The organism is Serinibacter salmoneus (genome assembly GCF_002563925.1).
Classification (GTDB): Bacteria; Actinomycetota; Actinomycetes; order Actinomycetales; family Beutenbergiaceae; genus Serinibacter; species Serinibacter salmoneus.
Genome location: NZ_PDJD01000001.1, coordinates 446,708 through 472,454, shown reverse-complemented (window position 1 = coordinate 472,454; position 25,747 = coordinate 446,708). Strand labels below are relative to the sequence as shown.

At 72.3% G+C, this 25,747-nt stretch carries 25 protein-coding genes; 11 read left to right on the top strand and 14 right to left on the bottom strand.

The window, feature by feature from the left end:
* Window positions 1-198 precede the first annotated feature (198 nt).
* From ATL40_RS01875 to ATL40_RS01865, 3 genes are all read right to left on the bottom strand, one after another.
* Window positions 199-2,514: a YhgE/Pip domain-containing protein gene (locus tag ATL40_RS01875; RefSeq protein ID WP_098468066.1), complete on the bottom strand. Its 2,316-nt coding sequence runs from the start codon at window positions 2,512-2,514 to the stop codon at window positions 199-201.
* On the bottom strand, window positions 2,511-4,685 hold the full coding sequence (locus tag ATL40_RS01870; protein ID WP_098468065.1) for a YhgE/Pip domain-containing protein: 2,175 nt from the start codon (window positions 4,683-4,685) through the stop codon (window positions 2,511-2,513). The genes ATL40_RS01875 and ATL40_RS01870 overlap by 4 nt, the downstream gene beginning before the upstream one ends.
* Window positions 4,686-4,959: 274 nt before the next feature.
* Window positions 4,960-6,369, bottom strand: coding sequence for an NAD(P)-binding domain-containing protein (locus ATL40_RS01865; RefSeq protein WP_098468064.1), 1,410 nt, complete (start codon window positions 6,367-6,369; stop codon window positions 4,960-4,962).
* 75 nt (window positions 6,370-6,444) lie between these two features.
* On the opposite strand from ATL40_RS01865, the gene ATL40_RS01860 reads away from it, so the two are divergent.
* The 7 genes from ATL40_RS01860 to ATL40_RS01835 all read left to right on the top strand — a co-directional run bounded on the left by ATL40_RS01860 (window position 6,445) and on the right by ATL40_RS01835 (window position 11,819).
* Window positions 6,445-6,825, top strand: a complete 381-nt coding sequence (locus ATL40_RS01860; protein WP_245866592.1) for an ArsR/SmtB family transcription factor — start codon at window positions 6,445-6,447, stop codon at window positions 6,823-6,825.
* 67 nt (window positions 6,826-6,892) lie between these two features.
* Window positions 6,893-7,507 (top strand): hypothetical protein, encoded by a 615-nt coding sequence (locus ATL40_RS14935; protein WP_169925855.1) that lies wholly within the window; start codon window positions 6,893-6,895, stop codon window positions 7,505-7,507.
* A 38-nt stretch (window positions 7,508-7,545) separates the two neighbouring features.
* The gene (locus ATL40_RS14930) at window positions 7,546-8,205 is read left to right on the top strand and encodes a copper resistance CopC family protein (protein WP_169925854.1); all 660 of its coding nucleotides are present in this window, start codon (window positions 7,546-7,548) and stop codon (window positions 8,203-8,205) included.
* A complete protein-coding gene (locus ATL40_RS01850) occupies window positions 8,202-8,819 on the top strand; it encodes a copper chaperone PCu(A)C (protein WP_098468061.1) in 618 nt (205 codons plus the stop codon). Before ATL40_RS14930 ends, ATL40_RS01850 begins: the two co-directional genes overlap by 4 nt.
* Window positions 8,819-10,066: a Dyp-type peroxidase gene (locus ATL40_RS01845; RefSeq protein WP_098468060.1), complete on the top strand. Its 1,248-nt coding sequence runs from the start codon at window positions 8,819-8,821 to the stop codon at window positions 10,064-10,066. Before ATL40_RS01850 ends, ATL40_RS01845 begins: the two co-directional genes overlap by 1 nt.
* A gap of 45 nt (window positions 10,067-10,111) precedes the next feature.
* Window positions 10,112-10,744, top strand: coding sequence for a LysE family translocator (locus tag ATL40_RS01840; protein ID WP_098468059.1), 633 nt, complete (start codon window positions 10,112-10,114; stop codon window positions 10,742-10,744).
* Window positions 10,745-10,793: 49 nt separating this feature from the next.
* The gene (locus ATL40_RS01835; RefSeq protein WP_098468058.1) at window positions 10,794-11,819 is read left to right on the top strand and encodes an asparaginase; all 1,026 of its coding nucleotides are present in this window, start codon (window positions 10,794-10,796) and stop codon (window positions 11,817-11,819) included.
* Between the two features lie 57 nt (window positions 11,820-11,876).
* On the opposite strand, the gene ATL40_RS01830 is transcribed toward ATL40_RS01835, so the two are convergent.
* The 7 genes from ATL40_RS01830 to ATL40_RS01800 all read right to left on the bottom strand — a co-directional run bounded on the left by ATL40_RS01830 (window position 11,877) and on the right by ATL40_RS01800 (window position 19,267).
* Complete coding sequence (locus ATL40_RS01830; RefSeq protein ID WP_245866589.1) at window positions 11,877-12,485, bottom strand: class I SAM-dependent methyltransferase; 609 nt, start codon at window positions 12,483-12,485, stop codon at window positions 11,877-11,879.
* Window positions 12,486-12,744: 259 nt separating this feature from the next.
* Window positions 12,745-13,377: a hypothetical protein gene (locus ATL40_RS01825; RefSeq protein WP_143556837.1), complete on the bottom strand. Its 633-nt coding sequence runs from the start codon at window positions 13,375-13,377 to the stop codon at window positions 12,745-12,747.
* A gap of 589 nt (window positions 13,378-13,966) precedes the next feature.
* The gene (locus ATL40_RS01820) at window positions 13,967-15,154 is read right to left on the bottom strand and encodes an alpha-hydroxy-acid oxidizing protein (protein ID WP_098468056.1); all 1,188 of its coding nucleotides are present in this window, start codon (window positions 15,152-15,154) and stop codon (window positions 13,967-13,969) included.
* A complete protein-coding gene (locus ATL40_RS01815; RefSeq protein WP_169925853.1) occupies window positions 15,151-16,284 on the bottom strand; it encodes a phosphomevalonate kinase in 1,134 nt (377 codons plus the stop codon). The genes ATL40_RS01820 and ATL40_RS01815 overlap by 4 nt, the downstream gene beginning before the upstream one ends.
* On the bottom strand, window positions 16,281-17,279 hold the full coding sequence (mvaD, locus tag ATL40_RS01810) for a diphosphomevalonate decarboxylase (protein ID WP_098468054.1): 999 nt from the start codon (window positions 17,277-17,279) through the stop codon (window positions 16,281-16,283). The genes ATL40_RS01815 and mvaD overlap by 4 nt, the downstream gene beginning before the upstream one ends.
* Window positions 17,276-18,250 carry a mevalonate kinase gene (mvk, locus tag ATL40_RS01805; protein WP_098468053.1) on the bottom strand — a complete coding sequence of 325 codons (975 nt, stop codon included), beginning with the start codon at window positions 18,248-18,250 and terminating at the stop codon, window positions 17,276-17,278. Before mvk ends, mvaD begins: the two co-directional genes overlap by 4 nt.
* 9 nt (window positions 18,251-18,259) lie before the next feature.
* Entirely contained in the window at window positions 18,260-19,267 is a 1,008-nt protein-coding gene (locus ATL40_RS01800; protein WP_098470205.1) for a 5'-3' exonuclease, read from the bottom strand.
* A 159-nt stretch (window positions 19,268-19,426) separates the two neighbouring features.
* Between ATL40_RS01800 and ATL40_RS01795 the strand changes: the two genes are divergently transcribed.
* From ATL40_RS01795 to ATL40_RS01785, 3 genes are all read left to right on the top strand, one after another.
* On the top strand, window positions 19,427-19,822 hold the full coding sequence (locus ATL40_RS01795) for a phage holin family protein (RefSeq protein WP_143556836.1): 396 nt from the start codon (window positions 19,427-19,429) through the stop codon (window positions 19,820-19,822).
* Window positions 19,819-20,109 carry a DUF3618 domain-containing protein gene (locus tag ATL40_RS01790; RefSeq protein ID WP_098468051.1) on the top strand — a complete coding sequence of 97 codons (291 nt, stop codon included), beginning with the start codon at window positions 19,819-19,821 and terminating at the stop codon, window positions 20,107-20,109. Before ATL40_RS01795 ends, ATL40_RS01790 begins: the two co-directional genes overlap by 4 nt.
* Before the next feature lie 154 nt (window positions 20,110-20,263).
* A complete protein-coding gene (locus ATL40_RS01785) occupies window positions 20,264-20,443 on the top strand; it encodes a DUF3073 domain-containing protein (RefSeq protein WP_098470204.1) in 180 nt (59 codons plus the stop codon).
* 252 nt (window positions 20,444-20,695) lie between these two features.
* Here the strand turns inward: ATL40_RS01785 and purM are convergent, their stop codons facing one another.
* On the bottom strand, window positions 20,696-21,802 hold the full coding sequence (purM, locus tag ATL40_RS01780; RefSeq protein WP_098468050.1) for a phosphoribosylformylglycinamidine cyclo-ligase: 1,107 nt from the start codon (window positions 21,800-21,802) through the stop codon (window positions 20,696-20,698).
* Window positions 21,803-21,929: 127 nt separating this feature from the next.
* Here purM and purF point away from each other — a divergent pair, with 127 nt between their 5' ends.
* Window positions 21,930-23,390 carry an amidophosphoribosyltransferase gene (purF, locus tag ATL40_RS01775; RefSeq protein ID WP_098468049.1) on the top strand — a complete coding sequence of 487 codons (1,461 nt, stop codon included), beginning with the start codon at window positions 21,930-21,932 and terminating at the stop codon, window positions 23,388-23,390.
* Here purF and ATL40_RS01770 read toward each other — a convergent pair.
* The 3 genes from ATL40_RS01770 to ATL40_RS01760 are packed head-to-tail and all read right to left on the bottom strand — an operon-like array spanning window position 23,380 to window position 25,681.
* Window positions 23,380-24,855: an RNB domain-containing ribonuclease gene (locus ATL40_RS01770; RefSeq protein WP_098468048.1), complete on the bottom strand. Its 1,476-nt coding sequence runs from the start codon at window positions 24,853-24,855 to the stop codon at window positions 23,380-23,382. The two genes, purF and ATL40_RS01770, sit on opposite strands and share 11 nt — an antisense overlap.
* Window positions 24,856-24,866: 11 nt before the next feature.
* On the bottom strand, window positions 24,867-25,286 hold the full coding sequence (locus tag ATL40_RS01765; protein WP_143556835.1) for a hypothetical protein: 420 nt from the start codon (window positions 25,284-25,286) through the stop codon (window positions 24,867-24,869).
* Window positions 25,283-25,681 carry a sterol carrier family protein gene (locus tag ATL40_RS01760; protein ID WP_098468046.1) on the bottom strand — a complete coding sequence of 133 codons (399 nt, stop codon included), beginning with the start codon at window positions 25,679-25,681 and terminating at the stop codon, window positions 25,283-25,285. The genes ATL40_RS01765 and ATL40_RS01760 overlap by 4 nt, the downstream gene beginning before the upstream one ends.
* Window positions 25,682-25,747: the final 66 nt, after the last annotated feature.

Here is a 25,747-nt window from a genome sequence, read left to right as displayed (position 1 = left end):
TCGTCGTGGCGAGAACTCGCCGTGTGTCATCAGGCATAAGCCATCGTCAGGGGGCCAGGTGAATGCCCGATGAACGGCGAGTGATACCCGGAGGATCGTTCCGCGATCTTCACGTGACCCGGCGAGTGCACGTGCCCGAGACGCACACGGGCCCGGCGGGCGCACTGGCCCGCCGGACCCGATGGGCCACGCTGCGCGCTACATGAGCTTGGTCGAGGCCAACGACCGCTCGACCCACTCGTTGAAACCGATGAGAGGCTTGCGCAGCACCAACCCCAACAGCAGCATCGGCACCACGAAGGCCACCAGCCATCCCAGCGACACCCAGTAGTCGGCGTGGTAGATCCCCGCCAGCGCGGCCCGGAAGGCGTCGATCGCGTGCGTGGCCGGCAGGAACGGGCTGACGTGCTGGAACCACTCCGGCAGCAGGACGAGCGGATAGGCCCCGCCCGCACCGGCCACCTGGATCACCAGGAGGAAGACCGCGAGGGCCTTGCCCGCGTCGCCGAAGGAGACGATGAGGGTGTAGATGATGAAGGTGAAGACGAGCGAGCTCGTCCACAGCGTCAACATGAGCAACAGCGGGTGCACCGGGTGGAGACCAACCAGCACGATGTTCCCCAGGCCCACCAGGGTGCTCTGCGCCAGGCCGAACATCGCGAAGATGAGGTAGCGGCCGAAGAAGCGCTGGTTCAGGCTCAACTCCTCCCCCTCCTCGCTCGCTCGTGAGGGGGAGGCAACCCGGAGGGTGACTCCCATCAGGAGCGCCCCGACCCACAGCGACAGGGTCGTGTACAGCGGCGCCATACCCGCACCGAAACTGACCACGGGGTAGACCGGGATGCGGTCCAGACCGATCGGCTGGGAGATCGCCGCGGCCAGGACAGAGGGGTCCGACCCGATGATCTGACCGACCTCGCTGAGGTCGCCGGTGTCGTTGGCCCGAGACACGGCCTGAGCCACCTCGTCCATCTGGTCGGCGGCATCGCTGAGAACGGCGGCGGCCGCCTGGTTGTCGGCTGCCGCGGTCTCGAGCACAGGAACGATCCCGTCGGAGGCGCTCGTGGCCGACGTCACCTGATCGGAGATCGCCCCCAGTGCGGACTGCGCGGCACCCAGGGTGGCGGCGAGCTGGTCCAGCGTGGGCCGCAGGTCGTTCTCGTAGACCGCACCTGCGCTCTCGAAGGAGGCCACCGCGTCCGCGAGCTGGTCCTGGAGGTCGTCTCGGAACTGCTGGACGTCCTCGTTGCCCGTTGCCAAGCCGGCGGCGGCCGCGTCCAGGAGGTCCTTGAGTTCGGTCTCTGCGGCGATGGCCCGGTCGAGTCCGGCAATGACCGCGTCCAGCGTCCGCTGCGAGGTGTCGGGGGTCGGTTGAGTCACATCGGGTGTCGGATCGGGGTCCTGCGGCGTCGGATCCCCGTCCTCGGACGTCGGATCCCCGTCCTCGGGCGTGGGGTCGGGCTCGGGCGTGGGGTCGGGATCCGGCGCCGGGTCGGGATCCGTGGGGAGCGTGGGGCTGACCTGGTTGGCCAGTGTGTCGCGCAGCGTCTCCTGCTCCGCGATCAACTGGCCCAGGTCGTCCGAGACGTCCCGAAGACGATCGACACTGCCGTCGACGTCGTTCTCCAGGGCGTCGAGGATCGCGTTGATGTCCTCATTGAAGGCAGCGACCCGCGTCCGGCTGGCAGCCAGGGCAGCGCCCAGCGCCTGACCGGCGTCGGTGATGGAACCCTCGGCGGTTGCTGCGGCGGACAAGCCCTCCTGGACCTTGCCGGTCGCGTCGGAGAACTCCGACCCCGCGGAGGCCAGCAGACCCGAGGCACCGTCGACCAGCGGGATGCTCGCCTCGATGACCGCGGTGAACATCGAGGCGGTCTGCGAGGCGGTGCGCAGTTGGACGGCCACCGCGCTGATGTTGGATTCGACCTCGCTCAGCGCAGCCCCGGCATTGCCCTCGGCCAGCGACGTCGAGAGCCCCGAGATGAGGCTGAGCGCGACGTTACTGAGTTCGTCCATGAACTGGGCGTTGATCTGCGCCGAGAGGTCGTCGGCGCCCTCGGAGGTGATCAGCGGGGCCAGCGGGTTGGACTTGTCGTTCATGTAGTAGTCGATGTGGGTCGGTTCGGCGCCCGGGGCGTAGAACGTCAGCATCCGCTCGCTGAAGTCCTTCGGTAGGACCATGGCGGCGTAGTACTCCCCCGACGTGGTGCCCTCGATCGCCTCCTCCTCGCTGGTGATGATCCAGTCGAGGTCATGGTTGGCCCGCAGGGCGGACTCCACCATGCTGCCGACGTTGACGTGCAGCGGGAAGAGCGGGCTGGTGTACCCCTCGTCGACGCTGGCCACCGCCACCTTGAGGTTCTTCGTGTTGTCGAAGGGCTCCCAGCTGCCGATCACGTTGAACCACGTGAAGGCAGAGGGAATCACCACCAGGCCGGCGAGGACGATCATCGCCATCACGTTGCTGCTCGCTCGCCGCAGGTCGCTGCGGAACAGCTGCCACACGCCCCTCATCGCTGAGCCTCGAGTTCGGTCAGTTCACTCTTGAGTTCAGTCTCGGACATCTGGCCCACCTTGGTCGACAGTTGCAGGCTGAACCGTAGGTACTCGAGCGTCACCAAGGCAGCGAACACGAGGATCAGCCACAGGATCCACAGGCCCACGAGCGTGACCTTGGCATCGGGGAACGCAAGCCCCAGGAACGGCAGCGCGAGGGCACCCACGACGCCGCTGGCCACCAGGGCGCGCTGTGCCGTGCCGTAGACGCGCCCGAAGCGCCTCACCCGCCGCGCAAGGGCCTCGTTGTACCCCGCGCGGTTGGCCAGAGCCCCCAGCACGTGGCCGATCCGGAAGCCCGGCCCGTCCGGTTCGCCGCTGTCGGAGGTGAACAGTTCCGTGCGGGCTACCTGCTGGGTGAAAAGTCGGGTGAGATTGGCGACATGCCTGCGCAGGACCAGTCCCAGGAGGAACGCGACCGCCACGAACACCAGCAGCATGCCGGTGTAGCGCCAGTACGCGAGGCCGGCGAAACCACTGATCACCTCACGCATCGCATCGATTCCATAAGTGAACGGGAACCACGGGTACAGCGCCTGGAAGAACTCCGGCATGAGCTGGATCGGGTAGATCCCCGAGGCGCCCGGGATCTGCATGATCACCAGGATCACCGCCAATCCCTTCCCGATGTAACCGAATGTCACCGACAATGCGAAGATGACGCTCAGATAACTCAGCCCGATGAAGATCGAGGTCCCGAACAGGGCGATCGCGCTCGTGTGCTGCACGCCGATGATGAGATTCCCGATGGTCAGGGTCGTGGCCTGGGCCACGGTGAGCGCCGCGAAGAGCAACCACCGCCCGAGATAGGCCTGGCGCTGCGTCAGCCCAGGAACACCGTCCTTGTCCACATCGGTCCGCAGGATGACGACGAGCACAAAGGCTCCGATCCACAGCGAGAGATTGATGAACAATGCGGCCATCTGCGACCCGTAGGTCTTCGTCTCGAACAGCGTGTGTTGGTCCACCTCGACCGGCGTCGCCATGAAACTGGCGATCTGCTCCGGGTCGAGCGAGGTGAGCGCATCGAGGTCCTGCCACAGGGCGGCGCCACTGAGTGCCCTCACATCGGCGATGGCCACCCCCATGTCGTCCTGCACCGCGCCCAGATCACCCTCCAGGGCCGACAGCGCACCGCCGGTCTCCTCGAGCTGATCCTCCAAGCCACGCAGGAGGGTCTCGGCCTCTCCCACGAGCGTCTCCTGAGCCTGAACGGACGCCGCGAGCGAGGCGACCGCCGCACTCACCTCGCCGACCCCGGCGAGGACGCCGGAGGTGGCCTCCCCCACACCTGTCGCGCCGAGCAGGGAGCCCGTGGTCGTCACCCCCGCAAGGCGGATGAGCTCGGACTGCGCCTGTGCGGCGAGGGAACTCGCGCTGTTGAGAGTCCCGGTGAGATCGCCCAGCGCGCGCTCCACACTCTCCAGCGCCGTCACATCGCCCTCGACATCACCCACCGCCGCCGCCAGGTCTGCCTGCAACTGCACGAGTTGCTCGCGCGCCTCGCCGATCACATCGGCCGCATCCTCCAGGTCCGCGATGACCGAGTCCTGCAGGTCGAGCAGTTCCTGCTCGACCTCCCCCCCGCCCTCGCGGACGGCGGTCGCCACGGCGTCGGCCACCTGCTGCGTGAACGCGTCGACCATCTGGGTCTGCACCGTGGTGGCACCGGTATCGGTGATCTCCGGTGCCACACCATTGAGCTTCTCGTTCACGTAGTAGAGGAGCTCCGGGCGCGTGAAGTCGCCCGTCGTGAGGCTCAGCAGATCCTTGCTGAAGGAGGCCGGGACAACGAACGCGGCGTAACTCTGACCGCTACGGACCGCGTCCAACGCCTCGTCCTTCGTCGAGAAGAAATGCCAACCAAGATCGTGGTTGTCCTTGAGCTGATCGATCAATTGCTCACCCACATTGACGTCACCCGCCAACGAGTTCGAGGCCCCTTCGTCGAGACTCACTACCGCGATATCCAGATTCCGCGTGTTGTCGAACGGGTCCCAGAACGCGACGATATTGAACCACGCGTACAGGGCGGGGGTGACGAGCGCACCCCCCACGATCACCGCCGCGATGGGAACTCTCAGGATGCGCAGGAGGTCCCGCTTGAATACTGTCCAGACGTTTCGCATATCACGTACCCTTGTGGTTACCAATCTCGCGGGCACCACAGGGGTGCATGGTCGGCGCGGCCAGGGTGGTGTTCATTTCCTGCATTTCAGCCATGGGGGGAGAAGATCACGTCCCGACGAGCGTAGCCCCTGGCCACCTCGGACTGCGAGCGGTTGGGCACCGGCGCCCGCGCCGTCGTGGTGAGAGGGAGCCGGACACCACGGAGGCCCCGCTCGGATCATCCGAGCGGGGCCTCCGTCACCGCCGATACTGCCGCGGTCGCAGTGCGTGATCTCAGGTCAGCAGGTCCAGTGAACGGCCGTGGGGGACGCCGCTGGCGAAGCCCACCGGCTGCGGTTCGGATCGGGGCGCCTCCGGGGTGCCGCCGCAGCAGCCACCCGAGCCCGCGGCGTCCGCCTCGGCCTGCCCCGCCTCCTCGGCGAGGTCCGTGGAGCACACCCCGGTCGCCGGAAGACTCAGGGAGACCCGGCCCGCCGCCTCGCTGTCACCGGCGAGCGCCGCGGCCACGGAACGCACCTGCTCGTACCCCGTCGCGAGCAGGAAGGTGGGCGCACGCCCGTAGGACTTCATCCCGACGAGATAGAAGCCGTCGTCCGGGTGACGCAGCAGCGGCTCACCGTGCGGCGGCACGGTGCCGCAGGAGTGCTGGTTCGGGTCGATGAGCTCGGCCAGGCCGGACGGGGACTCCACGACCGCGTCCAGGTCGAGCCGGACCTCACGCAGCATGTCCAGGTCGGGCCGGAAGCCGGTAGCGTCCACGATCGAGTGGACCGTGACCTCGAAGGCCTCCTCACGGGCGAGGCCACGCACCCGGGTGCCCTCCCCCTCGGGCGCCATCTGCGTGATGGTGACCCACTTCATCAGGGTGAGGCGACCGGACTCGGTGGCCTCCTTGAGCTTGGTGCCCAGAAGTCCGCGGGCGGGCAGTTCGTCGTCCGCGCCGCCGCCGAAGAGCCGGCGGGCGGATCCGCCGCGGATGGCCCACAGGATCCGGGTGCCCTCGGCCTGCTCGGCGAGTTCCACGAGGGACAGCAGCGTGTTGGCGGCCGAGTGACCCATGCCGACCACGAGGGTGGTGCGACCTGCGAACCGTTCCCGGTCGGCGGCGAGCACGTCGGGCAGCGGACCCACGACGGCGCCGCGCGCCCGGGCGTCGGCCTCGCCCGGGGCGAGGATTCCGCCGTCGCCGACGGGGTTGCGCTGACCGTAGGTACCGGAGGCGTCCAGCACGTGGCGGGCACGCACGTCGACCGTCTCACCCGCCGCGGTCACGGCACGCACCAGGTAGGGACGGCGCTCGCGGCCGAGGGAGCGGGTGCGGTCGGCGCCCTCCCGGGTCACCGCGATCACGCGGTGGCCGTACCGGATCCGGGGCGCGAGCTCGGCGGTCGCAGCCAGCGGCGCCACGTAGTCGCGGACCAACTCGGCGCCGGTGGGGTTCTCCTCCAGGTCGGGCTCGACCCAACCGGTACCGTCGAGCAGGCGGCGCGCCGCGGCGTCGATGTTGTACCGCCACGGGGAGAAGAGGCGCACGTGGCCCCAGTCGGTCACGGCGGCGCCCGCCGCCTGGCCCGCTTCGAGGATCACGACCTCCAGGCCGCGCTCACGCAGGTGTGCCCCGGCGGCCAGACCCACGGGTCCCGCTCCGATCACGACCACGGGCAGTTCGTCCCGACGGACCATCACACGCTCCTCATATAGACGTACATCAATTCGATCACTATATCCATGACCGTCGATACGTGGCAAGATGGCGGGATGACCGCCGCACCGAGCCGCGAGGCAGGCACCACCGTCGCAGCCGCCACATCGGGGAGCGCCCCCTCCTGCTGCGGCACCACGACTGCGATGCCCGCGGCTCACGCTGCCGAACTCGCCACCGTCTTCAAGGCCCTCGCCGATCCCACGCGCCTTCGGCTGGTCTCCCTGGTGGCGAGCGCGAGCGCCGGCGAGGCCTGTGTCTGCGATCTCACCGAGCCGATCGGCCTCGCGCAACCCACCGTCTCCCACCACCTCAAGGTGCTGGTGGACGCCGGGATCCTCACCCGGGAGCAACGCGGCCGATGGGCCTACTACGGACTCGCCGCGCAGGCGCACACCGCTCTGTCCGCCCACGTGGACACCCTCCTGGCTCCCTGAGCCCCGCCCGCATCCCGACCGGCGGGCGTGGGTGCCGGGCAAGGCCCGGACCTGACAGACTGTGTCGATGGACGGTGTGCGGATACTGCGCGGCCTCGCGGTCGCCGCGTTCGCTGTCCTCGTCGCACTCACCGCCCACGTTCTCGCGGGCGGCAGCATGGCGAGCCCCCTCGGTGTCGTTCTGCCACTGCTGCTGACATGGGTGCTGGCCTCGGCGCTCATCGGGCCCCGCCCCCGCCTGGTACCGGCGATGCTCGCCGCGAGCGCCGCCCAGGGCCTCTTCCACCTCACCTTCTCCCTCGGCACCGCGAGCCCGTCCGCCGCCCAGCAGACCCCGTCGGGACACGCGGCCCACACCGCGGCGGGCATCCGCGCGGCACTCGATGCTGCGGGCGCCTCCCACACCGCTCACCAGGTCGAGTCCAGTGCGCCGATGCTGCTGGCACACGTCGCGGCCGCCTGCATCACCGCGGCGGCCCTGCACCACGGCGAGGTGCTCCTGCGCACCGCTGCCCGCCTGACCCGGCCCTTCGCCGTCCTCCGCCTGCTGCGGGCCTGGCGGCCCGTGACCCCCGACGCCGGCGCCACGATCCCCACGGCGCCGCCCGTGATGCTGACCGGTGCGCTACTCGTGCGCACGCGCCCGGGCCGTGGTCCACCCGCTGTGCTGCTGACCGCCTGACCTCACGCCCTCCGGGCGTCCTCCCGAGAGAAGCAGCCATGCCCGCACGCCTGTGGCGGGCGGTGCGCACGACCCTCGGCCTCGGCGTCCTCGCCGCGGCCTCGCTCGTGCTCGCCCCCGCCGGCCTTGCCCACGACCAGCTCATCGCCTCCACTCCGGCCGCCGGGGAAGCACTCCCGACGCCGCCGGCCGAGGTGGTCCTCACGATGTCCGGGGACGCCCTGGACATCGGGACCACGGTCATGGTCACCGACCTCGACGGCGCCGATCACGCCGGTGCGATCACGATCGCCGGCCCCGATGTCAGGGTCGAGGTCGCAGACCTGGAGGACGGCTTCTACGACGTGCGCTGGCGCATCGTCTCCTCCGACGGACACCCGGTCTCGGGCGTCGTCCCCTTCTCCGTGGGTGACGTCGGCGATCGGCCGACGGCGCAGCCCGACACGGGCCCGGCGGAGGCCTCTGGTCAGGCAACAGCAAACCCCCCACCCTCCGGCGACCACGACGACGACCAGTCCGACGACCGTTCCGACGCGGCTGCCACCCAGGCGGCCACGGGCACCATCGGCCCGCTCCCGCCCCTCGCACGCACCCTCGTGGTCGGCGGCGGCGGTGCACTCGCGGGCCTCGGTGCCCTTGCCCTCATCCTCGCGGTCCGGCGCATCCGCCACCGCACAACCCGAATCGAGACGACATGACCCTCCTTCGCACCCGCCACGTGACCGCCACAGCCGGCGCCGCCCTGCTGGCACTGACCCTCGCCGCCTGCTCCTCCGGCGAGTCCAGTGCCGACGGCGCCGAGGCGACCGAGACCACCGAGTCCGCGCAGCCCACCGAGTCCACCGATGACGCCGGTGAGGCGACGGACGCCACCCTGACCTTCCAGGACGCCTGGACCAAGGCGGCCGAGACGGGCATGACGGCGGCGTTCGGCACCCTGGTGAACCCCACGGACGCCGACCTCCAGGTGATCGGGGTCTCCTCCCCGGCCGCCACCACCATGGAGCTGCACGAGACCGTCATGAGCGAGGACAGCATGATGATGCAGCAGGTCGAGGGGTTCACCATCCCGGCCGGTGGGGAGCTCCTCCTCGAGCCGGGCGGCAACCACCTGATGTTCATGGGCCTGACGGAGCCGATCCTTCCCGGTGACGAGGTCGAGGTGACCCTGGAGCTGCAGGACGGCTCCACCGTCACCTTCGTGACCTCTGCCCGGGAGTTCACCGGCGCCGATGAGGAGTACGCCGGTGAGGACATGGACATGGACCATGACCACGAGGACGGCGACGACCACAGCGACCACGACCACTGATGTCCTACCCCGCTGACCACGATGCACGGCGGGGTCCCAGCCGTCGGCGGTTCCTCCTCGGGGGAGCCGCCGCCGGCTGGGGCGCAGCCATCGCCCTCGGCGCCGACGCCATTGCCAGTCCTGCCAAGCCCGCCGACACCACCGGCTCCGGCCCGGCCGAGCCCACGCAGGACACGGCGGGACTGCGAGGTTCCGCCGTCGTCCCCTTCTACGGTGCGCACCAGGCCGGGGTGAGCGTCAGCCCACAGGCCCACTCCACCTACCTCGCCCTGGACCTGCACGAGGGCGTGGATGCCGAGGCACTGGGCCGTCTCATGCGCCTGCTGACCTCGGACGCCGAGCGGCTCACCCAGGGGCGGGGCGCGCTGGCGGACATGGAGCCCGAACTCGCGCAGAACCCCTCGCGGCTCACGATCACCTTCGGGTTCGGGCCCGGCCTGCTCGAACGTGCCGGGGCGGCATCGCCCGCCTGGCTGGCGCCGCTGCCCGCGTTCGGGATCGACGCGCTGCGGGCGGAGTGGAGCGACGGCGACCTGCTCATCGAGGTCGCCTCGGACGACCCCGTCACGATCGCGCACGCCACCCGCTCGCTGCTCAAGAGCGCCCGCTCCTTCGCCACCCAGCGGTGGCAGCAGCACGGTTTCCGGCACGCCTACGGCAGCCGGCCGCAGGGCAGCACCATGCGCAATCTGTTCGGCCAGGTGGACGGCACCGTGAATCTGGTCCCCGGCACGGAGGACTTCGCCGACCTGGTGTGGATCGCCGACGGGCCGCTCGCGGGCGGGACGTCACTGGTGATCCGGCGGATCGCGATGGACATGGAGACCTGGGATGACCTCGCCCGCGAGGGCCGGGAGGAATCGGTGGGCCGCACCCTGGAGACCGGGGCGCCGCTGACCGGAGTCGCCGAGCACGACGAGCCGGACTTCGAGGCGGTCGGCCCGCTCGGGTTCCCGGTGATCGCCGCGGAGGCGCACATCCGGCGGGCACGATCGGCTGACACCTCCCAGCGCTTCTACCGGCGCGGGTACAACTACGACGAGACCCCGGGCCCGGGTGAGACCTCGCGCTCCGGGTTGATCTTCACCACGTACCAGGCCGACCCGGTGGCGCAGTTCGTGCCCGTGCAGCAGCGCCTCGACGAGCTGGACCTGCTGAACCAGTGGACGACGCCGATCGGTTCCGCCGTGTTCGCGATCCCGCCCGGGTGCCGCGAGGGCGGCTACATCGGCGAGACCCTCTTCTGAGGAACGGCTCCGGGGCGCCCTCGCCGCTGGGCGTACCCTGCTGCCATGGTCCCCGTGGACACCCTGCTGACCTTCGTGCTCGCCTCCGTGGTGCTCATCCTGATCCCCGGGCCGAGCGTGCTGTTCATCGTCGGTCGCTCGATCGCCTACGGTCGGCGCGCGGGGGTGCTGAGCGTGCTCGGGAACGCCCTCGGGGCACTGCCCGCGATCCTCGCGGTGGCCTTCGGCGTGGGGGCGGTCGTCGCCGCATCCGTCACGGCGCTGACGGCGGTGAAACTCGTCGGTGCCGCATACCTGATCTGGCTGGGCATCCAGGCGATCCGGCACCGCGACGCTCACTTGCCAGGAGCCACCCGCACCCCCGCGACCTCCGCAGCGCTGCTGCGCCAGGCGTTCGTGGTCGGGGTGACCAACCCGAAGACGATCGCATTCTTCGTGGCCGTCCTGCCGCAGTTCGTGGACCCCGCCGCCGGGCCGGTCTGGGCCCAGTTGCTGGTGCTGGGGCTGATCTTCCAGGCGATCGGCGTCGTGTGCGACGGCGCGTGGGCGCTGGCGGCCGGGACGGCGCGCACCTGGTTCGCTCGGTCCCCGCGCCGGGTCTCGGCGATGGGCGCGACGGGCGGCACCATGATGATCGGCCTGGGCGGGGCGCTCGCGCTCAGCGGATCCAAGACGTAGCGCCCGGCCTGGCCTCCACTCCCGCTCCGGGCCGGTAGCGTGGCCCGGCGTGAGCCACTCCCCCGCGCCCTCCGCCACCGCCAGCGCCACGCAGACCATTGCGCCCGCCGACGCCGTCGAACTCGCCGTGGTGGAACGCTCCGGATTCGTGGAGTCCCGGCACCTGGGCGCCGCGATCCTGCTCGACCCCGACGGCGCCGTCGCGCGCTCGCTCGGGGACGTGGCGGCACCGATCTTCCCCCGCTCCACCATCAAGCCGGTGCAGGGCGCCGTGGCCCAGTCCCTCGGCGCCGATGCCCGCGACGAGGCGGCCGGTCTGGCCATCGCCTCCCACGGCGGCACACCGCGGCACGAGGCGATGGTGGAGCGGATGCTCACCGAGGTGGGCCTGGAGGTGGACGACCTGCAGTGCCCGCCCGCATGGCCCGGCGACGGCCGGTCCCGCTCGGCCTACGCCGCCGCCGGTGGCGTCCCGGCCCGGGTGCTCATGAACTGCTCGGGCAAGCACGCCGCGATGCTGCGCGCCTGCGTGGCGCAGGGCTGGCCGATCGGCACCTACCTCGATCCGCAGCACCCGCTGCAGGTCGCGATCGTCCAGGCCCTGCAGGCCGCTGCCCAGGAGCACGTGGCGGCCTCGGGTGTGGACGGCTGCGGCGCCCCCGTGCACGCGATCTCACTGCACGGCCTCGCGCGGGCCACGCGGTGGGCGGCGACGGCGTCGCTCACCTCCGACGACCCGCTGCTGGCGGGCGCGGCGCGCGGCATGGACGCGGTGCGCCGCTTCCCGTGGACCATCGACGGCTCCGGCCGGGAGAACACGATCGTGATCGAGTCGCTCGGCACCGTGGCCAAGAAGGGTGCCGAGGGAGTCACCGTGATGGCAGCCCCGAGCGGGCACGTGGTGGCCGTGAAGGTGCTGGACGGCTCGATGCGGCCGGCCTCCCTGGTGGCGCTGGAGCTGCTGGTGCAGGCCGGTGCCCTGGAGCGCGCCGCCGTGGACGAGGTGGAGGCCCACCTCGGGCTCGACCTCGCGGGCGGGGACGCCGTGGTGGGACGGGTCCGCGCCGTCGTCTAGCGCCGTCGCCTCACTCGCCGTCGGGTAGCGCCGTCGCGTCACTCGCCGCGGCGCGCGCTACCGGGTGAGGATCGAGACCAGGAAGTCCGACTCGGGCCCGAACGGCCGCAGGTCCCAGGTCCCCAGGCGCAGGTCCTCGCGCAGCCCTGCCTCGCGCACGTGCGCTGCGTAGTCATCCAGGGCGTAGCCGCGACCGGCGCCGAAGCCGACCACGAGGCGGCCGCTCGCGGCAAGGTGCTCACGCAACCGGGCGAGGGTCTGCGCCTCGCTGCCCTCGGCGAGGAAGGTCATGACATTCCCGGCCATGACGATCGCATCGAACGGTTCGGAGATGCCGCGGTCCGGCAGGTCCAGTTCGCTGATGTCGCCCACGAGCCAGGTCACCTCGGGGTGGTCGGCCTCGGCCGCCGCGATGAGGGTGGGATCCACGTCCACGCCCACCACCGTGTGACCGCGGCGGGCGAGGGAGCCGCCCACGCGGCCGGGTCCGCACCCGGCGTCCAGGATGCGCGAGCCGCGCGGCAGCATCGCATCGATCATCCGGGCCTCGCCGTCCAGGTCCTTGCCCTGCTGGGCCATCTGCCGGAACCGCTCGATGTACCAGGTGGAGTGGTCGGGGTTCGCCTGGACGATCTGCTCCCACCTGCTGGGGTTCGTGCTGCTCACGTCTCGACCCTACGCCGTCGCCCCCCGCGCCTCAGAGCCCCACCCCGACCCCCCGACACCCCCGACCGGGTTCCCTTCGCCCACGGCGGATCGGCTTCGCGCGCGGCGGTTCTGTGAGGCCCGGCCACCCGCGTCATCGCCGTGACCTGCACAGATGCCCACGCGGCAGCCCGGAGCGCGCACGCACCCGCCGCGCGCGAAGGCGGTCCGCCCTCCGCGAGCGCAGCGCGCACCGGGCCGATGCTCGCGACTCCCGTCGTCATCGCTGCGTCGCGGGGCCGCGCGCACAGCGCCGGTTCTCGGCGCGCAGTGCGCTGGCCCGGATCGCAGCAACCTGCACCCGCACGTCCGCTGGAACGCGCGGCGCGAACGGGAGGGGCTCGGGGTTGGCCGCCAGAACGCCCTGCACGGACCCGAGCACGCGCGGGACCGTGCTGTCCTCGTAGGCGAAGCGCAGGGTCGGGTGACCCAGGTGGATGGCGGAGCGATCGCGCCGCCGATCACGCACGTACTCCGCCCGCTCGGAGTGGTAGGCGAATCCGTCGATCTCGGCGACGACCACACCCTCGACGAGGAGATCCACCTCGCCCACGCCCGGGAGCACCAGGCCGGTGGCCGCTCGCAGGCCCGCACGGCGCAGGCCGAGGCGGACCTCGGTCTCGCGAAAGCTCCTGCTGGCGGTGTCGACATCGATGGCCAGCGCCCGCGCGCGTGCGGGTTCGCGAGCGGCGACCAGGGCAAGAACCCGCGCCAGCGCGATGCGCGGGCGTCCACGCCGTGGTCGGCACACGTGGTCGAGGAGCGCCACCGCGTCGTCGTAGTGCAGACAGGTCGCGGCACGGGCCGCGGCGTGGACGCCGCCGACCACGCGGGTCCCGGCGAGAGCGGTCACGTCCTCGTGATGGAGCCGGTGCACGTGGGCCCGGGCTCGCGAGCCCCGACCAGGTGGCACGGAGCAGTGCAGGCCCGTGTCCCTCCCGGGGACGTCAAAGCCCATCAGTCGCAGGGCCGAGACACACGAGACCACACCACCCGCCCGTATCGCCGCGACCACCTCAGGCCTGGCACCCGGGAGCGCGTAGCACCCCCGCGCGGGGCGATCCAGGCGGCCCTCCTCCACGAGGACCCGGAGGTGGTGGCGCGAGGCACCGATGTCGGAGAACCTCGCGGCACCGCCGAGTGCTCGAACCCGTTCGCATGGCTCCATCCGCCCAGGGTGGCCGAGATCGTCGCCGGTCGTTCGCCGTCGGGCAGCGCCTGTGGATGAATCGGCGTGGACCGCCGCTTCGCGGACGGCGGATCACCTTCGCGGACGGCGGATCTGCGACGGGTGTGAACTCACGGCGACGCGCTGACCTGCGACAACGCGCGGCCCCGCGCGCTTCGCACTCGCGTATCCGCCGCAGGCGAAGGCGATCCGCCGTCCGCGAGGTGGGGCGCCGTGGGACGGTGCCTGCGCGGCGGCCGCCAGGGCGCGCGCGCTACACCTGCGACCAGGCGCTGCGGCGGGCGTAGGCCGCCGCGTCGATGCCGCGCAGCTCGGCGAACTCCCGCACCGGGCCGCTGAGCAGCACGTCGGTGCGGCGCAGCGCGCGGATGTCGGGAGCCCCGAGCAGGGCCATGAGGTCGCGGATCTCCTCCAGCCACTCCTGCACCGTGTCCACGAGGGCGCTGGGGCCCTCGGTCACGAGGACCTGCAGGAACTGCCCGGCCACGCCCACCGCATCGGCCCCGAGTGCCAGCGCCCGCACCACGTCGAGCGGGTGCCGCACGCCGCCGGAGGCCAGCAGGGCCACCCGCTCGTCCACCGGGGCAGGCGCCGAGGAGCCGAGCACGCCGGCCGCACCCGCGCCGCGGGTCCCGATCCCGGCGGCGTCCCGACCCCACGGACCCACGCCCTCCAGGCCGGCGGCGTCCACCAGCGCGCTGACGGCCGACTGCCCCCACGAGGCGAGGTAGGACCGCGCCCCACCCGCCCGGCGTGCCGATTCGATGGCGCCGAAGTCCGTGCCCCCGCGCCCGGCAACGTCCACGCCGCCGACCCCGAGGTCCCGCAGCACGGCGATGCTCCCGCGGGAGAGCCCGGCACCGACCTCCTTGACGATCACCGGCACCTCCACGGCGTCGACGATCTCGGCGATGTTGTCCCGCCACGCGGTGAAGTCGCGGTCGCCCTCGGGCATCGCGATCTCCTGCGGGGCGTTGATGTGGACCTGGAGCGCATCGGCGCCCATGATCCCCACGATCCGCGCCGCCTGCGCCCCGGTCACGTTGGCGTTCGTGTTCGCCATCACGAACCCGTCCGGGTTCTCCTCCCGCAGCACCGTGAAGGAGGCCGCGGTCTCCGGCTCGCGCAGCACGATCCCCATCGAGCCGCACGCCACCGCGATTCCGGTCTCCCGACCCAGGATCCCGATGCCGCGGTTGATCTCGTGCGCGCGGGCCGTGCCGCCGGTCATGCCCGTCACGTACAGCGGTGCGCTCCAGGAGAAGGCCGGTGAGGCCAGGGAGACGGCGGCGCTGCTGCCGCCGGCGAGGGCGTGGTGAACGAACCGCACGTGGTCGTAGTCGCGGGGCCGCTCGGGTGCGTGCTGGGCGAGCGCCAGTCGGATGTGGTCGTCCTTGCGCTGCGAGGTGGGGCTCTCGGCCTGGGCCTCGTTCTCGCTCATCTCGCGTCCTCCTCGATCCTCGCGCCTGGCGCGACCCGGACGGGCAGCGGCCGGATCCCGGCGCGGCGCCACTCCTGCAGCATCTCAGTGTCTCGTGCGCCGCTCTCCCCCAGCGCGATCCCGCAGTCCCCGCCGCCCGCACCGGAGGACTTGCCAGCCCAGCCGTGAGCCGCGGCGATGTCCGTGAGCGCCGTCAGCGCCGGGGTCTCGATCGGCACGCCGACCTCGCGACTCATCCCGGTCAGCACCTCCCGGGATCGCCGCACCGCGGCGAGCGCGGCGGCGGTGTCCCTCGCGCTCAGCGCGCTGGCCAGATCACCGGTGGCCGCGGCCGAATCGACCAGGAACGACGGCGGGGTCCCCACCCGGCGCACCGCCGCCACCAGGGAGACGGTGGAGGCGGGCGCCCCCGTCCACCCCACCCGCAGCTCGGGCAGGGTGGGAGGACCGGCCGCCGATTCCCCGTCGTCCGCGCAGTGCAGGTGGTCCGGAGAATCGGGTGCGGGCGCCAGTCGCCGCGCCGAGAGCCCGGGCCAGGGACCGGTCACCAGGTCGATCACGGCATCCGGGTCGAGAGCCCCGGCCCCGAGGCGTCGCGCGACCCAGTCGCGGTCCGGCGAGGTGTACTCCACCCATCCGCCCAGCACCGCCGCCGCCACGTCACCGCCCGAGGCAGCGGGGTTGACCCGCAGCGTGGCGAGCAGGGCCGCGCGCATCCAGGCCTGCTCATCCAGACCCGCCGTGCTGGAGGCGCCGGCCCACCGCGCGAACGCGAGCGTGGCGGCGGCCGTCGCCGCGGCGGAGGACCCGAGTCCGTACTTGCGGGCGGGCCCCGAGTCCGTCGGCGGGTCGTCCAACCCGCTGACGGTGGAGACCTCGCACGGCGGGAGGGTGCGCCCGTGCGCCGCGGCGACGGCGCGGACCACATCGCGGGCGGCGGCGACGTAGGCCCACCGGGCGCCCACCAGATCGGCCTCGCGTGTGGCCTCGCGCACCGTGAGGGTCAGCCGGCGGTCCACGGCCACCAGCACGGCGGGCTGCCCGGCCTCGACCACCGCGTACTCGCCCGCGAGGAAGAGCTTCCCGGGTGCGCTCGCCACCACGCCCGGGTGCCCGGCGGGGGTGGTCACTCGCGCTCCACGCGCAGCCCCGGGCCGGGACGCGCGCGCAGCACGGTGCGCCGGCCACCGTCGGCGAGCGCGGCGACCACGGCCTCCAGGTCGCTCGCGGCGCACAGCACCTTGACGTTGGGGCCCGCGTCCATGGTGGCCCACGCCCCGGTGCCCGCCGCGCGCAGGGCGGCGACGGCGTCGAGCACCTCCAGGGAGGCGGGTGCGAGGTAGCGCACGGGCGGCGCGGCGGCGAGCATCGTGGCGTGCATGCGCATCGCGGAGGTCTCGGTGATCTCCCCGAGCCGCTCCAGGTCACCGGCCGCGATCGCCTCACAGGCCGCGGCGGCATCACGCTCGGTGTGCTCGGCCCACGCGGGGAAGTAGGGGGAGGTCGCCACGGTGTGCGCCATCGCCTCTCGGGAGCCGATCGCCTTGGGACCGGCGGCGAGCACCACCACGGCCATCGCGACGTCCAGATCGGGCGAGGAGGGCAGCGGCTCGGCCACCGAGGCGAGATCGGCCTCGGCGGGAGGCAGTTCGGCCGCGGCGCGCCACTGCACGAAGCCGCCGTAGACGGACCGGGAGGCGGACCCCGAGCCACGCCGGGCCAGGCGGGAGAGCCCCGCGCGGTCCAGCGCCACGCCGTAGGCACCCGCCGCGGCTCCCGCGAGGGCGGCGAACGCGGAGGCGGAACTGGCCAGCCCGGCGGCGGTGGGGACGTCGTTGCGGGAGGCCACGCGGGCGCGGCGCCCCGCCACCCCCGGGGCAGCCTGCGAGCGCACGAGGTCGAGGAACCGCTCCACCTTGACCAGGGCGCCACCCGTCAGGGGCGCGCCGTCCAGGCTCACCTCGTCGGCATCACCCTCGTGCAAGCCCACCGACGTCGTCGTATAGAACGCGTCCAGCGTGAGGGAGACCGAGGAGGCGGAGGGCAACATGAGGGCGGCGTCCCGCTTCCCCCAGTACTTCACCAGGGCGATGTTGGCGTGGGCGACGGCGCGGACCGCGCTCATGAGGTCTCCGCTCGATCGTTGTCCGGGGTCACGGGTCCGAGCCGGTGCCACCAGGTCGCGACGGCGCCCGCCTCCCGCACGGCCGCGTCGATCCGCACGGCGGCCAGCTCGTCCTCGGCGAGAGCGATGATGCAGCCGCCCTGTCCGCCGCCGGTGAGTTTCGCGCCGAGCGCCCCGGACGCCACAGCCGCATCCACTAGCGCGTCCAATTCCTGCGAGGAGACGCCCAACTCGCGCAGCATCCCCTGTGCGGTGGACATCTTCTCCCCCAGCGCACGCGGCCGGTTCGCCGTGAGATCCCGTGCGCCGCCGTGCGCCAGCGCCCCCAGGCCCGCCACGAGGGTGGCCCCCCGCACGGGGTGTCGCTCCAGGAACGAGGCGACGCTCGCGACCGCCTGCCGGGTGCGGCCGTGCACCCCGGAGTCGGCCACGACCAGCACACCGGTGAGGGTGCTGGCCAGCACGCGGGCGGCGCCGGCCTCGAACAGCAGCGGTCCGCTCGCCGCGGTGGCCCGGGCGTCCAGGCCGGAGGGTCGCCCGTGTGCCACGCGCTCCCCGACGGCCACGAGCTCGAGGTACTCCTCCTCCGAGAGTTCCCGCCCGGCGAGGTCCGCGAGCGCCGTCACCAGGGCCCCGGCCACCGCGGCCGAGGAACCCAGCCCGCGCTCGGCGGGGATCTCCCCGCTCACCTCGATCGCGATGCCCTCGCTGGGTAGGTCGAACGCGGTCAGGCAGGCGTGCACGACGGCGATCGGCGCCTCCAGCAGGGCGGGCGCCTGGGCCAGGGGCCCGGTGAACAGGGTGCTGGCCAGCGTGAGCGGGCCGTCCCGCCAGGTGGCGGTGGCGCGGATCGGCAGATCACCCAGCGGCAGTGCCACGGCGGCGGCGCCGTGCACCACGGCGTGTTCGCCGAACAGGATCACCTTGGCGTGGGCCTGACCCCGCCCCGTCGTCCGACCCGTCCGCAGCACGAGGTCACGCTACCCCTCGCGGGGGTTGAGGGCCGAACCGGCAGAACCCTCCCGGCTTCCGGTGGCCGCGGCCATCGCCGCGGTGAGTCGAGCGACGGCGGAGCCCACACCCCAACGCTCGGCCAGTGCGGCCAGGCGATCGGGGTCGGCGGGGACGGCGGGGAGTGCGTCCTCGTGCGCGGGCAGGTCGGCGTCCCGCAGCACCCCGACCACCCGGGGCGCCGCCGCGAGGTACTCCTGCGCTCCGAGGAGCTTGGCCCGCACCGACGGCGACATCGCCGCATCCTCGCCGCGGGCGGCCTCCATGACCGCCTCGAGCGTTCCGTACCTGGCAAGCAGACCGGCGGCGGTCTTCTCCCCCACCCCGGGCACACCGGGCAACCCGTCGGAGGGGTCGCCCCGCAGCGTGGCCATGGCGGCGTAGGCGGCGCCGTCGGCCACTCCGTACTTATCGGCGAGCCGCGCCGTGGTGACCGTCTCGAGGTTGCGCATCCCCCGGCCGGTGTACAGCACGCGCACGGGGGTCACCGGCGCGGGGTCCGCCACGAGCTGGAACAGGTCGCGATCCCCGGTCACGATCTCCACCTCGCGCGAGCCGGCCGCGACCGCGCGGGTGGCCAGGGTGCCGATCACGTCGTCCGCCTCACAGCCCGCAGCCCCGACCCGGGCGATCCCGACGGCGGCCAGCAGGTCCACGATCACCGGCACCTGCGCGGACAGGGCGTCCGGGACCTCCTCGGCCGCGCCGGGCTCGGTGCCCTCCCCCTCGGCCACGCGGTGCGCCTTGTAGGTGGAAATGGCCTCCACCCGGAAGGCCGGGCGCCAGTCCTCGTCCCAGCAGGCCACCACTCGATCAGGTCTGCGGGAGGAGATCAGGGTGGCGACGGCGTCCAGGAAGCCCCGGATCGCGCCGACCGGTTCGCCGCGCGGCGAGGTCACCTCGCCCTTCACGCCGTAGAACGCGCGGAAGTACATCGAGGCGGAATCCAGCAACAGGAGCGATCCGGGTGTGCTCACGCCGCGCAGTCTGCCATGAACCACCGACAGCGATGTGATCCGCGCCACCGAGAATCACCGCGTTAGTTGCCACATCCAGCCTCGCGCGGTTGGGTAGGAGTGGTGGCGCGTGCCGTCGCCGATGCACAACGCTGCACACTGCCGGTCCTGGAGGAGAAGATGACGAGCAACTCACCGCTGCAACCGACGCTCGGGGAGCTGTTTGCGACCCTCACGCAGCAGATCCAGTCCCTGCTGCGCGGCGAGGTCGCCCTCCTGAAGGCCCAGGTGAAGGAGAAGGGCCAGAAGATGGGCCTGGGCATCGGGCTGTTCGTGGGAGCCGCGGTACTGGCCGGCGTCGCGGGCCTGGTGCTGGTGGCCACCGCGATCCTCGCGCTCGCCCTGGTCCTGCCCGCATGGCTCGCTGCGCTGATCGTGGCCGTGGTCTTCCTTCTGATCGCCGCGGTGCTCGCGCTGGTCGGCAAGAAGCAACTGGACGCCGCGAACCAGGTCAAGCCCGCGATCAAGGACAACATCCAGCAGGACATCACCATCGTCAAGGAGGGCCTGAAGTGAGCGAGAACGACCGCGCGAACATGAGCGCCGACGAGATCGCCGCGGACCTCGAGCGCACCCGCGAGGAGATGGCGCGCACCATCGACGAACTCGCCGCTCGCGTGGACCCCCGCACCAAGGTCAAGGAGGTCACCGCGCAGGCCAAGGAGGGTGCGCAGCGCGCGCAACAGGCCGGTCTCGGCTTCGTGGAGGACCTCAAGGCGAAGGACACGCGGGCGATCGCGATCGCCTCCGGAGCGGTGCTCGCGATCGGCTTGCTCATCACCCTGGCGATCCGCCGCCGCTGACCACTCCGGAGCGCGTGGTGCGCGACGCCACAGCGCGCGCTTTGGTGACGGCAGGCCCGGCCATGTAATCTGGTGCGGACACAGATTCCAGCAACCGGTGCGACTACGTTTCGGCGGTGTCGCCCCGGCATCCAACGTGGAGGGGGTCGAGTCCATGGGACGCGGCCGTCAGAAGGCAAAGCAGACGAAAGTCGCCCGCCGGCTGAAGTACTACAGCCCCGAGACCGACTACGCCGCGCTCGAGCGCGAGTTGACGACGGGAACGGGAGGCGTCGACCTCGACGACGACGCCGATGAGGGTGAGGACGACTGGTCCTCACCCAGCCAGCGCTAACCCTCCGGGGAGCCTCGAAGGACCCGCGTACGCACCATGGGTGCGTGCGCGGGTTCTCGCGCGTTCGCGCACGAGCGCACGTCCACGCCGCCACCGACCACCCTGCTCGCCGAGCCCGTGCCACCCGCGACGAGGACGTTGCCCCCGGGCACGCTCTCGGCGCACGCGGCACGGTCTCGCGGGGTGGTGGGGCGAGCGCGCGCGGTGTTGAGGCGAGCGCGCGGGGTGGTGGGGCGAGCGCGCGGGTGCCCCTCAGGTCGTGCGGTAGCTCCCGCCCATCGCCACGGCGCCGCCGCGCACGCCCTTCGTGCCGGTCACGAGCGTGTGGTGGGTGACGTCGTCGGGCGTCTCCACGCCCACCCGGCCCAGCTCCCAGGTCGGGATGCCGGCCCGGGTGAGCTGCGCCGTCGCGCCCGCCACGCTCTCCGGCGGCACGATCGCGATCATCCCCACGCCGAGGTTGAGGGTGCCCTCCAGCGCCACCAGGTCGCTGTCCGCGCCGCGCGCGAGCAGCGAGTAGATCGGCGGGACCTGCCAGGAGGAGCGGTCCACGTGCGCCACGAGCCCGGCGGGCAGGACCCGCGCGAGGTTGGAGGCCAGGCCGCCGCCGGTGACGTGGGTGTAGGCGTGCACTTCGTGTGACGCGGCGAGGTCCAGGCACGCCGCGGTGTACAGGCGGGTGGGCTCCAGGAGCTCCTCCCCCAGGGTGCGACCGAGGTCGGCGACATGGGCTTCGAGCTCCCATCCGGTGCCGGCGAGCACATGGCGCACCAAGGAGTAGCCGTTGGAGTGCAGACCGGAGGAGGCCATGGCCAGCAGCACGTCCCCCTCGCGCACCCGGTCGGGGCCGAGCACGTCAGCGGCCTCCACCACGCCGGTGGCGGCACCCGCCACGTCGTACTCCTCGGGGCCGAGCAGCCCCGGGTGCTCGGCGGTCTCGCCGCCCACCAGGGCGGTGCGGGTGAGCTCGCAGCCGCGCGCGATCCCGGAGACGATCGCGGCGATCCGCTCCGGCACGAGCCGGCCGCAGGCGATGTAGTCGGTCATGAACAGGGGCTTGGCGCCGGAGACCACGATGTCGTCCACCACCATCCCCACGAGGTCGATGCCGATGGTGTCGTGGATGTCCAGGCGCTGCGCGAGCGCCACCTTGGTGCCAACGCCGTCGGTGGAGGTCGCCAGCAGCGGCCGGGTGTAGTCCCGCAGCGCGGAGGCGTCCCAGAGTCCGGCGAACCCGCCGACCCCGCCGAGCACCTCGGCGCCCTGGGTGCGGCCCACGGCCGCCTTCATCAGCTCGACGGCGCGGTCTCCCGCCTCGACGTCGACTCCGGCCTGGCTGTAGAGATCGCTCACGGCCACAACCTATCGCGCTGCGTGCCCACGCACCCGTTGCCGGTCAGGGTGCGGACCGCCCACTCGCCCGGCGCCACGACGTGACAGAATCACTCTCGGCATCCCTTTTCCTCCCCTTGGAGCGCCTCAACTCATGTGCGGCATCGTCGGTGCGGTCTCACCCGGACCGGTCTCCCAGCTCATCTACGACAGCCTCTCCCTGCTGCAGCACCGCGGTCAGGACTCCACCGGCATCGCCACGGCCGAGGGCAGCGTGTTCCACATGGTCAAGGCCAAGGGCCAGGTCCGTGAGGCCTACCGCACCCGCGACATGCGCAAGCTGCTGGGCACGATGGGCCTGGGGCACGTGCGCTACGCCACCCAGGGCAAGGCGAGCGCCGAGGAGGAGTCGCAGCCGTTCTACGTGAACGCGCCGTACGGGATCATGCTGGTCCACAACGGCAACCTCACCAACACCCGCCAGCTCCGGGAGGACCTGTTCGGGGTGGACCGGCGCCACATGAACACCCAGTCCGACACCGAACTGCTGCTGAACGTGCTCGCCACCGAGCTGCAGGGCGTCATCTCCGGCAACCAGCTCGACGCCGATCAGGTCTTCACCGCGGTCCAGCGGGTGCACGAGCGCGTGGAGGGCTCCTACGCGGTGATCGCGATGATCGCCGGGTACGGCCTGCTCGCCTTCCGCGACCCGTACGGCATCCGGCCCCTCAGCCTGGGACGCCGGGAGGCGGACAATGGCACCACCGAGTGGGTCGTGGCCTCGGAGTCCCTGGTTCCGGAGGCGAACGAGTACGAGCTGCTCGGGGACGTCGCCCCCGGCGAGGCCGTGTTCATCGCCATGGACGGGGAGATGCACCGGCGGCAGTGCCACCCCACACCGCGGCTGATCCCGTGCGCCTTCGAGTACGTCTACCTCGCCCGGCCGGACTCCACGATGAACGGCATCTCGGTGTACGAGGCGCGGCTGCGCCTGGGCGAGCGGCTGGCCACCACCGTGGCGCAGTACGCCCCGAGCGGCTCGATCGACGTGGTCATGCCGATCCCGGACTCCGCGCGCCCGGCGGCGATGCAGGTCGCCCGCCAGCTGGGCCTGGAGTATCGCGAGGGCTTCTACAAGAACCGGTACGTGGGTCGCACCTTCATCATGCCCGGGCAGAAGTCCCGCAAGAAGTCCGTGCGGCAGAAGCTCAACGCCATGGCCTCGGAGTTCGCGGGCAAGAGCGTGCTGATCGTGGACGACTCGATCGTGCGTGGCACCACCTCCCAGCAGATCGTGCAGATGGCGCGGCAGGCGGGTGCGGCGAAGGTGACCTTCGCCTCCGCGGCGCCCCCGATCCGCTACCCGCACGTGTACGGCATCAACATGCCCTCTCGCGCCGAACTGGTGGCGCACGGCCGCACCATCCCGCAGGCGAACGAGGTGCTCGGCTCGGACTACCTGGTCTACCAGGAGGTCGAGGACATGAAGGAGGCCATCCTGGACGGGCAGGACGCCGTGACGGACCTGGAGATGAGCTGCTTCGACGGCCGCTACATCGCCGGACGGGTGGACGAGGAGTACCTGCGGTTCGTCGAGGAGACGATCACGAGCTGAGCGCGAGCTCCACCTGCCGCTGCGGCACGTCGACGGCGCGGATCACCACGTCCACGTGGGTGCCCGGGCGCAGCGCGCCCTCGGGCCCGACCACGCGCGTGCGCACCACGGGGTCGCTCAGTAGGACGTCGGCGCGCACGCCGTCCTCCTTCGGCCTACCGGCGTTCAGCACGAGGGCCCGCAGCCGCTGACCGACCCGGTCGCGCAGCACGAGGGCCTCCAGGAGGTCCACCGCCTGGCGGTCGTAGGTGTTGGCGCGGGAGGCGCTGGCCGCCATGATCCCCGGCATCGTCTCCAGCGCGCCGCTCACCCATGCCGGGACGGGTGTGCCGGCGCAGTGCGCCAAGGCGATCTCGGTGCCGTAGCGGTCCACGAGGCGCCGCAGCGGCGCGGTGACGTGGGCGTACTCCGCGGCGATCGCGCTGTGGGTGGCGCCCTCGGGCACCTGGGGGGCCGACGGCGTGCCGAACGCCACGTACCCGGCGCCCCGGAAGAGCCGCACCGCCTCGGTGGCGAACGCGGCAGCGGCCGGGTCGCCGACCTGCAGGCCGGCGGCGAAGGCGCCGTAGCCCTGCTCGGCCGGCCAGTCCAGGCCGAGTGACCGCGCCACGCCGCGCAGCCGGTCCACGTCGCGCTCGTCGGCCGGGTCCAGGGTGCGCCACAGCCCCACGCCGGCCTCACGCTGCAGCCGCGCGGCCGCGATGCCGGTGGCCAGCGACAGGTGCGCATTGTGGTCCTCGATCGGGAGCGGCACCCGGCTGACCAGGTGGTAGCGGCGCTGCTCCCCCTCGCCGTCGGTGTGCACCTCCTGCTCGGGCACGTCGATACTGGCACCGCCGCGGGCGATCTGCGCGGCCGCGCGCAACGCCCCGAGGCGCGCCAGGAGCACGAAGGGCTCGGAGGCGGAGCCGTCGTCGAGTTCCGCCTGCACCTCGGCGTAGGCGAGCTGGGCACGTGAGCGCACGACGGCGCGGCGCACCGTGGCATCCGCGAGGGTCCCGGCAGCATCGAACCTCAGCCGCCACACCGCGGCACGGCGGTCCTGGCCCTCGAGCAGGCTCGCGGCGTCCTCCGACAGCACCGGCGGGTGCAGCCCGTTGCGCCCGTCCGGGCCGTAGACGGTGAGGCCGCGGCGGTGGGTCTCGGCGTCCAGCGGGCCGCCGGGGGTGACGTAGGAGGCGACGTCCGCGATGGCGTACTCGAGCAGAAAGCCATCACCGTCCGCGGCGAGGTGGAAGGCCTGGTCGAGATCCCTGGCCCCCGGCGGGTCGAGCGTGACGAACGGCACCTCGCGCAGGTCCACGCGGTCGTGGTCGTCCCAGACGTCCTGTGCTGCGGCCTCCTCGGCCTCGGCCAGGGCGGCCGGGTCGTAGTCCTCGGGGATGTCGAGGTCGGCTCGCAGCGCCGCGAGCAGCGGCGCCGCCTCCTCGGCGGCCGCCCCGGCCCGCACTGCCCGCAGTGCCATCGCGCTGCCCCCTACTGCCCGCCGCGCGTGGTGGTGGGGCGCGATGCCTGCCGGCTGCGCTCCATGCGCCGCACGCTGCGACGATCCAGCGCGACGGCGATCGCGTACGCGGCGAGGACGAAGAACGCGGACAACCCCAGCCACAACAGCAGGAACATGCCGCCCGCCCCCAGGGCTCGTCCCACGAGTTCCTCGGGGGGCAGGAACGCGTCGCGTACGAAGGTCGCCAGGCCCGCCAGCAGCGCCGCGAGGATGACCGCGGTGAAGACGAAGGAACCGAACCGCGGCGCGCGGCGCACCCGGGTGGGATCGGCCACGGCGGCAACGTTGACCGGATCGGTGCCGACCGGTTCGGGTTGCGGCACGGCCGGCGTGCTCGACTCAGCGGCGCTCTGCGGCGCCTGGGGGTCTGGTGACTCTTCCGTGCTCACTCCAGCAACCTACCCGCCGCGTGCCGCAGATAGCCCATCGCCTCGGAGAGGTCGGCGCGGGTGCCGGACGCGCTGACGCCGCCTGCGTCGATCGGGCGTCCGGCCACCTGGGACCAGGCGACCTCGCCCGTGGCGAGCGCCAGGAAGGTGTGCGGCCGGCACTCCACCACGTTCGGCGGGGTGCCACGGGTGTGTCGCGGACCCCCGAAGGCCTGCACCGCACCGGCCGGCGGCACCCTCACCTCGACGCTGTGCCCGGGGTGCAGCGCCTCGAGCTCCTCCAGGGCGTAGCGCACCGCGGTGAGCAGCTCGGGGCGGGGCGTGTCCTCGCGCTGCTCCCACCACGTCAGCAGGGCGCGCTGTCCGCGCTCGGGGTCGATGCGTCGTCGGGCCACCCCTCGATCCTATGAGCGGACGCGCGGTGCCTGGGCGGCGGCCGGGGCACTGTCCCGAACGGCCGC

What these genes read in the sequence shown, in the direction of transcription:
- ATL40_RS01845 (WP_098468060.1), top strand. Translation starts at nt 8,819, where the DNA reads ATGTCCTACCCCGCTGACCACGATGCACGGCGGGGTCCCAGCCGTCGG.
- ATL40_RS01875 (WP_098468066.1), bottom strand. Translation starts at nt 2,514, where the DNA reads ATGAGGGGCGTGTGGCAGCTGTTCCGCAGCGACCTGCGGCGAGCGAGC.
- purF (WP_098468049.1), top strand. Translation starts at nt 21,930, where the DNA reads ATGTGCGGCATCGTCGGTGCGGTCTCACCCGGACCGGTCTCCCAGCTC.
- ATL40_RS01770 (WP_098468048.1), bottom strand. Translation starts at nt 24,855, where the DNA reads ATGGCACTGCGGGCAGTGCGGGCCGGGGCGGCCGCCGAGGAGGCGGCG.
- ATL40_RS01860 (WP_245866592.1), top strand. Translation starts at nt 6,445, where the DNA reads ATGACCGCCGCACCGAGCCGCGAGGCAGGCACCACCGTCGCAGCCGCC.
- ATL40_RS01795 (WP_143556836.1), top strand. Translation starts at nt 19,427, where the DNA reads ATGACGAGCAACTCACCGCTGCAACCGACGCTCGGGGAGCTGTTTGCG.
- ATL40_RS01785 (WP_098470204.1), top strand. Translation starts at nt 20,264, where the DNA reads ATGGGACGCGGCCGTCAGAAGGCAAAGCAGACGAAAGTCGCCCGCCGG.
- ATL40_RS01865 (WP_098468064.1), bottom strand. Translation starts at nt 6,369, where the DNA reads ATGGTCCGTCGGGACGAACTGCCCGTGGTCGTGATCGGAGCGGGACCC.
- ATL40_RS14930 (WP_169925854.1), top strand. Translation starts at nt 7,546, where the DNA reads ATGCCCGCACGCCTGTGGCGGGCGGTGCGCACGACCCTCGGCCTCGGC.
- ATL40_RS01840 (WP_098468059.1), top strand. Translation starts at nt 10,112, where the DNA reads ATGGTCCCCGTGGACACCCTGCTGACCTTCGTGCTCGCCTCCGTGGTG.
- ATL40_RS01820 (WP_098468056.1), bottom strand. Translation starts at nt 15,154, where the DNA reads ATGAGCGAGAACGAGGCCCAGGCCGAGAGCCCCACCTCGCAGCGCAAG.
- ATL40_RS01850 (WP_098468061.1), top strand. Translation starts at nt 8,202, where the DNA reads ATGACCCTCCTTCGCACCCGCCACGTGACCGCCACAGCCGGCGCCGCC.
- mvaD (WP_098468054.1), bottom strand. Translation starts at nt 17,279, where the DNA reads ATGAGCGCGGTCCGCGCCGTCGCCCACGCCAACATCGCCCTGGTGAAG.
- ATL40_RS01870 (WP_098468065.1), bottom strand. Translation starts at nt 4,685, where the DNA reads ATGCGAAACGTCTGGACAGTATTCAAGCGGGACCTCCTGCGCATCCTG.
- ATL40_RS14935 (WP_169925855.1), top strand. Translation starts at nt 6,893, where the DNA reads ATGGACGGTGTGCGGATACTGCGCGGCCTCGCGGTCGCCGCGTTCGCT.